The organism is Sulfurovum sp. (assembly GCF_041562805.1).
Taxonomy (GTDB): domain Bacteria; phylum Campylobacterota; class Campylobacteria; order Campylobacterales; family Sulfurovaceae; genus Sulfurovum.
Genome location: NZ_JBFFOH010000155.1, coordinates 1 through 5826, shown reverse-complemented (window position 1 = coordinate 5826; position 5826 = coordinate 1). Strand labels below are relative to the sequence as shown.

8 protein-coding genes and 1 pseudogene are annotated in these 5826 nt (G+C 41.8%); 8 read left to right on the top strand and 1 reads right to left on the bottom strand.

Annotated elements, in window-relative coordinates; genetic code table 11:
* Nucleotides 1-243 precede the first annotated feature (243 nt).
* The 6 genes from ABYK33_RS13215 (at nucleotide 244) to ABYK33_RS13190 (ending at nucleotide 4043) form a co-directional block, all read left to right on the top strand.
* A complete protein-coding gene (locus ABYK33_RS13215) occupies nucleotides 244-1023 on the top strand; it encodes a phytanoyl-CoA dioxygenase family protein (RefSeq protein ID WP_373033740.1) in 780 nt (259 codons plus the stop codon).
* A gap of 299 nt (nucleotides 1024-1322) precedes the next feature.
* Complete coding sequence (locus ABYK33_RS13210; RefSeq protein ID WP_373033739.1) at nucleotides 1323-1793, top strand: hypothetical protein; 471 nt, start codon at nucleotides 1323-1325, stop codon at nucleotides 1791-1793.
* A gap of 93 nt (nucleotides 1794-1886) precedes the next feature.
* Complete coding sequence (locus ABYK33_RS13205; protein ID WP_373033738.1) at nucleotides 1887-2363, top strand: hypothetical protein; 477 nt, start codon at nucleotides 1887-1889, stop codon at nucleotides 2361-2363.
* 81 nt (nucleotides 2364-2444) lie between these two features.
* On the top strand, nucleotides 2445-3143 hold the full coding sequence (locus ABYK33_RS13200; protein WP_373033737.1) for a hypothetical protein: 699 nt from the start codon (nucleotides 2445-2447) through the stop codon (nucleotides 3141-3143).
* 65 nt (nucleotides 3144-3208) lie between these two features.
* On the top strand, nucleotides 3209-3394 hold the full coding sequence (locus tag ABYK33_RS13195) for a topoisomerase DNA-binding C4 zinc finger domain-containing protein (RefSeq protein WP_373033736.1): 186 nt from the start codon (nucleotides 3209-3211) through the stop codon (nucleotides 3392-3394).
* Nucleotides 3395-3539: 145 nt separating this feature from the next.
* A complete protein-coding gene (locus ABYK33_RS13190; RefSeq protein ID WP_373033735.1) occupies nucleotides 3540-4043 on the top strand; it encodes a cytochrome P460 family protein in 504 nt (167 codons plus the stop codon).
* A gap of 17 nt (nucleotides 4044-4060) precedes the next feature.
* Here the strand turns inward: ABYK33_RS13190 and budA are convergent, their stop codons facing one another.
* Complete coding sequence (budA, locus tag ABYK33_RS13185) at nucleotides 4061-4783, bottom strand: acetolactate decarboxylase (RefSeq protein ID WP_373033734.1); 723 nt, start codon at nucleotides 4781-4783, stop codon at nucleotides 4061-4063.
* Nucleotides 4784-4946: 163 nt separating this feature from the next.
* Here budA and ABYK33_RS13180 point away from each other — a divergent pair, with 163 nt between their 5' ends.
* On the top strand, nucleotides 4947-5171 hold the full coding sequence (locus ABYK33_RS13180; RefSeq protein WP_373033733.1) for a GDCCVxC domain-containing (seleno)protein: 225 nt from the start codon (nucleotides 4947-4949) through the stop codon (nucleotides 5169-5171).
* 272 nt (nucleotides 5172-5443) lie between these two features.
* A pseudogene (locus ABYK33_RS13175) lies at nucleotides 5444-5826 on the top strand (hypothetical protein); the annotation flags it as partial.

Below are 5826 nucleotides of genomic sequence, written 5' to 3'. Positions count from 1 at the left end.
GATGCCAAGAGCTTGTTGGAGTTGTTTAGTTAGTCTTTAATCTTAGTGATTTGAGTAAAGCTTTTATCCACGAATTCCACCAATTTCTTCTTTTTTCCATTCGTGTCATTCGTGAAATTCGTGGATTGCTATTTAAGGTCCGTTGAGAAAGAAAAGGGTGTTGCCGAGAGTCTGTTGGATGTGTGGAACATAACCTGCAACAGGTGTTTCATAATCTAACGAAAATGAATAGGTGGGTAGGAAATGCGAATAGCGTCTTTACCAAAAGGAAAACTGTGGTTCGACTATGCGAACTATAAGCAGCAGCCGCGTTTTCTAAACCTTTCGGACGAAGAGAAAGCGATTATAGAGCAGTTCAAAAGAGAGGGCTGCTACCTTTACAAAAATGCTATCAGCGACGAGGTCGTTGACACCATCGACGATGCCATAGACGACTGGATGGTCGACAACATCTCCAGCCTGGTGGCCAACAAAAGACCGGACGGAACCTACCCGAGACTCATCGGCCTGCACGAAGAGGTGCCTGCCATAGAGGCGCTCTTCTCCACAGAGGTAACGCTCAAGCTCCAGAACCTGCTGTTCGGGCGCGGCGATTCGCTCTTTACCACGATAACGTTTATACAGGGAAGCCAGCAGCCGCTGCACCGGGATATTCCCGTTTTCAACGTCTCCCCCGACAACTTCTATTTCAGGATCTGGTTCGCACTCGAAGATGCGACACCCGAGAACGGCACCTTGACAGGTGTAAAAGGCGGCCACAAGGTAGCGGTTGAGAGACACAAGATGGCACACAAGTTCTACAGCCGTTTCGAAGATATTCCCGAACAGGACCCTGTCTTGTGGCATAAACATCAGGACACATTAAAGCAGCAGTACGAAGAAGCAGGTCTCGTAGAGGAGACATTCGAGCTTTCCAAAGGTGACCTGCTCATCTGGCATCCTCTTTTTTCGCATGGCGGGAGCGAAATAGAAAATAAAAGGTTAAGCAGGCGGTCTGTTGTGTTGCATGTCACGCTAAAGTAATCCTCAGAGAGGAACCTCGTCCCACAGCATACGTTCAGTTATGCAACAGCACACTTTGTGTGATATTGCCTGAAACCGCCGTTATTGGAACAAAGTGTTCGAATATCGAATATTTCGTGCGCAATATCACATTCCTTTTCTTCCTAAATTGACACTTTTTGAATTAAATGAGGTAAAACCAGCTTCGATATATCAAAAACTAACAAATATAGTGTTCAAATATTTAGAATTTAAGTCAGTATTACATAGAATGTGCACTAATAAATAGTTATCTAGTAAATTAATAAACAGGAAAAAGCTTGAACCTAGACAAACAAAGTTCTATAATCGCGAAGTTTGAATATTGTGGAGCAAAGTTAACATTTAGCCTTTTCTTTCTTTTTCTAGGCATTTGTTTTGGTCTAGGTTTGCTATTTTTAGTAGAGAGTGGTGAAAGATGGTTTGGACTATTATTCATTGTTGGTGGTGGATTTAGATTCTATGAACAAGTTATTACTAGTTCAATTATTTTATATAACGATAGAATCGTTAAAAACAGATATGTTTTCAACCCTATAATATTGAGTTTAGATGAGATTAAAGGCACCATAACAATTGGTTTATTTGGAGGTATGCTGACCTTATGGGTAGAGAAAAGCTTGTTTCAGAAACAAATTAACTTTGAGCTTGGTTTATTCAACCAAACAGATGTTGAACTTTTAAAAACAAGTTTGAAAAAGCTAGATATAATTGTTCCAAAGTTCAACTTAAAAACTAAAATTGGCAACTAACCACATAGATAACAAGAACGAGGAGAGGAATCTGTGACCCGCGAGCGATTCCCAGATTCCTCACGATGAACGTTATCTACAGATGGAGGAACCATGCCTGTAATTGAAAACGACAATCAAACATCTGTCGAATTCAAGTATGGTGAAAATCGCTTAATCGGCTTGATATTCCGAATACTTGCAATACTCATTGGTCTGTTTTTACTCCAGGTGAATGAACTTTGGGTAAATTTTTTTGCTTTCGTTTTGATACTTTTTGGTTCCATTGGTTTTGTAGATATGCTCTTGTTTGATTCATTAACTTTTTTCAATGGTGAAGTTATAAAAAAATGGCATTTGCTAGGAAGTAAAAGAATACTTGTAAGCGAACTAGCTGTTGGACGGACTAGAGGTATTTTTGGTGGTGGAACAATAATGTTTTGGGAAAAAGGAAACAGACTCAAGCATGCTTTCTTTATGGGCATCGACACTTTACCTTTCTCTCATGAAGATCTAAAAAGCATGAGAAATCTATTAATAAAATTCAAGGTCATTACTGGTGACGAGTTACTGTGGAATGACTTTAGATAACAAATCAGAGGAGACCAATCAAAAAACCGCGGGCGGCTTTTTGATTGCTCATTTCAAACGTTAACCAATTAGGAATCGTACATGGATATAATTGAAATTCTTGAAATCATAATTAGTTTTTCCCTTGGAGTAATGACTCTATATTTCACTGCGTATACCAAAGCTAAAGGCACTAATAAAGCGTTAAAAGAAGATATCTCAAAACTAGAAGATGAAAAGCAAAAAATTATTGCAAAATATCGTGCAGAGACAGAAGAACTCAAAAAACAGCACTCTTTAGATATAGAAAAAAGAAAATTTCAATATGAAGATAAAAGAACCCAATTTACAAAATATTTTTCGATGATTGATCAATTCCAAAATAAGAGTAGGGTTCTTATTACAGAACGCTTTTCCAATATAATGAGTGAATTTATTTCTTCTTCTATAACAGGGAATGAAGAGACTAAAAAGAAGACAATGTATAAATTTACAAATGATATTCAATCAATGCTTAATGAAATGTACGAAGAACAAGTCAAAATATCACACGAAACCAACAGCATTAGATTAATAGCATCTCCTGAAATTGATGTGTTGTTGACTGAATTTGAAACTGCTCTTATAAATTCAAACAATTCTGCTACAGAAATGGTAAGGTTTATGACTACTCCACAATTTATGGCAGATCAAACGCTTCTGGCTCCATATCAACAAGCAAGTGAAGAATCGGGTACATTAGTATCAGAATATCGCGTAAAATTAAAAGATAGAATGAAACATGAATTAAATGAGATATAGTCAAACTACCAAATTACGAGGAAAATAGGGGGTCATGTCATACCTTATACGCCATAGGAGACACGATGAACACAGAAAATAAACGTTGCGGCTGGGTCAAGCGTGCGCTCTTTGAATTCTTCTCTAATCTCTGCCCGAAATGTGGTAGTTCACTGGTCTTGCGTGTGGCAAAGCAGGGTGCGAACAAAGGCAATGAGTTTTACGGTTGCAGTGCTTACCCTAAGTGCAGACATACGGCTACAGTCTCATAGTGGATCATGAGTTAGGTGACACCTACCATTTTCATATCTAACATAGACACATTCAGTTTTCAAATATTTCCCATTTAAGTCATTATTACTATAGAATAGGTATTAATAAACAGTCAGCTTCATCCAACAATCATGAGGAGTCGAAATGACAACTGTACAATCAACGATATTGGCGCTCTTAATAACTGCAACATCCGGTTTATACGCATCGGACAAAACGCCGGAACCATCGCATGGCATAAGCTATCCGGACGGTTTGCAAAACTGGTCGGCTATAGCTGTTTCCCACCGTACAGACAACAATACACTGCGTGTCATATTGGGAAATGAAATAGCTGTTAAAGCCGCACGCTCGGCTCAAACAAATCCCTGGCCAGATGGTGCTGTATTGGCGAAAGTAGTATGGAAAGATACTCAACTCGAAAACTGGCAAGCAGCTACAGCGCCGGGAGATTTTGTGCATGCGGAGTTTATGTTCAAGGACTCAAAAAAGTACGCGGAGACTTACGGCTGGGGTTGGGCGAGATGGGTCGGTATGGAGCAGAAGCCTTTTAATGACGGGGCGCAAATCTGTATTGCTTGCCACACCCCTGTAAAAAATCGTGACTGGGTATTTACAGACCCGGCCGCTTTCCCAATATTGAAATAAGCAACAACGCGTATGGCTTATTTCTCCGCTTTTTCCAGCGCGGCCGTGGTGTCGTGGGAAAAGTCTCGGGTGAGATAGTCGCGGGTCATTGGCAGGGAAAGTTCGAGGGCGTGGATGACCTGCACCTCGACAGTGACCGATTCGGGGCGGCATGAGAGCAGGTGGCCGCCGCGGTGGTGGTCGTTTGTGAGAAAGTGCAGGTGCAGGCCCGGCACGTTGAGCGAGGCCATGAACGCGGGAGTAAAAAAGCCGGCGAGGCACCCCTTGGTGTCGTTAAAGTCGAACGTATGCTGTTCGTGTGCCGCCTCTTCGAGCGGGCGGTAGTTGTGCTGTTTGGGGACGGAGCGCGCCCGGACGTGGCTGAAGCTGCCCGTAATGCGGATGGCGTAGAAGATGTTGGGCGAGGGGAACAGGCTTTCGAGGCGCTTTTGGAAGGTCTCGTAATCCATCGCTTCGTCGAAGGTCGTTGAAAAGGTCGGTTCGAAAAAGGTGACGACCGCGAAAGGGGTGTGCAGTTCCTCGCTCACCTCATGTGCCTCACCGTCGGCGGTGATCTGGTAGATCTTGTCACCGAGCATCACCATCTCCCCGTCAAGGTCGTCGAAGGTCCCCAGCCCAAAGTCGCCGTGGCGTTTGACCTCGGTAAAAGGGATGTTCTCCTCGTACAGCCCCTCCACCAAGGCGTTCACTGGTGCGCAGAGGTATAGCGGGCGGGTCGAGGCAGTTCGGTTGGCGGGCATTGCAACTCCTTGTTCCTAAGCTGTTGTGAGTCCTCATCATACCACAGAGATGTCCTGCAAATACAGAGTTCAGATATTTAGCATTTAAGTTGGTATTGCCTAGAATGTACACTAATAAATAGTTAGGTACCAATCAATCAGACGATGACAAAAAGGGTAGTTGATGGAAAATAGCATAATTTTTGAATCTGAAATAACATGTCCAAAATGTGGTTACAAAAAAATAGAAACCATGCCTACTGATTCTTGTCAATGGTTTTATGAATGTACAAATTGTCATACATTGCTAAAGCCAAAAGAAGGTGACTGCTGTGTATTTTGTTCCTATGGAACAGTAAAATGCCCTATAATCCAAGCAGGAAAAGACAATTCATGCTGTTCAACATAAGTACCGTACATAACATCTCACGGCACGCCAACATGAGACCCGCAGCGTATATAAATAAAAGCTATAGGTATTGCTGACACCTAATACACTAACACATTTTTAAAGTTGTTTATATAGAATGTACTTATATTGATTTAACCATTCGGGAGTCAGGCTTTACACCCTTGGGGTTGAATCTCCACTTTCATAACAAGTCAAAGGAGCCAGCCAGTAACCCGCAGGTAGGTTATTGATTGCTCATTTTAAACGTTATGTGTAAAAAGGAATATATAGTGAAAACAGTACTTATATTAAGCGTGTTGTCGACAATTCTTTTAGCTGATGATGCAGCTTCTCTACAGTTTTCCGGAGTAGAAGTAACTTATAAAGGTAAAGAGATCTCTGTCCAAAGGCACAGACATCCAGCATGTCAAAAAGTGGGGATTACCCCTCATAATATATTTGGCGGGGAGTTGGCGGCCGGAGATGTTCCGAAAGAGTGCAAGAGGAGTATTGTGACTGCTTTAGGTACAACACAACCTATGAAGATCGACAATGAAATTGAAACTGTCGGGGAGCTGGAAGTACTGAAGTTTTTACAAGTTCTCGAATTTGAGCCTGAAAAATATGCACTGGTTGATGCAAGAGATTCTCACTGGTATGAAGAGATGACAAT

Bases quoted from the DNA above. Each gene is read 5' to 3' on its own strand.
- ABYK33_RS13215 (WP_373033740.1), top strand. From the start codon at position 244: ATGCGAATAGCGTCTTTACCAAAAGGAAAACTGTGGTTCGACTATGCG.
- ABYK33_RS13205 (WP_373033738.1), top strand. From the start codon at position 1,887: ATGCCTGTAATTGAAAACGACAATCAAACATCTGTCGAATTCAAGTAT.
- ABYK33_RS13200 (WP_373033737.1), top strand. From the start codon at position 2,445: ATGGATATAATTGAAATTCTTGAAATCATAATTAGTTTTTCCCTTGGA.
- ABYK33_RS13195 (WP_373033736.1), top strand. From the start codon at position 3,209: ATGAACACAGAAAATAAACGTTGCGGCTGGGTCAAGCGTGCGCTCTTT.
- ABYK33_RS13190 (WP_373033735.1), top strand. From the start codon at position 3,540: ATGACAACTGTACAATCAACGATATTGGCGCTCTTAATAACTGCAACA.
- budA (WP_373033734.1), bottom strand. From the start codon at position 4,783: ATGCCCGCCAACCGAACTGCCTCGACCCGCCCGCTATACCTCTGCGCA.
- ABYK33_RS13180 (WP_373033733.1), top strand. From the start codon at position 4,947: ATGGAAAATAGCATAATTTTTGAATCTGAAATAACATGTCCAAAATGT.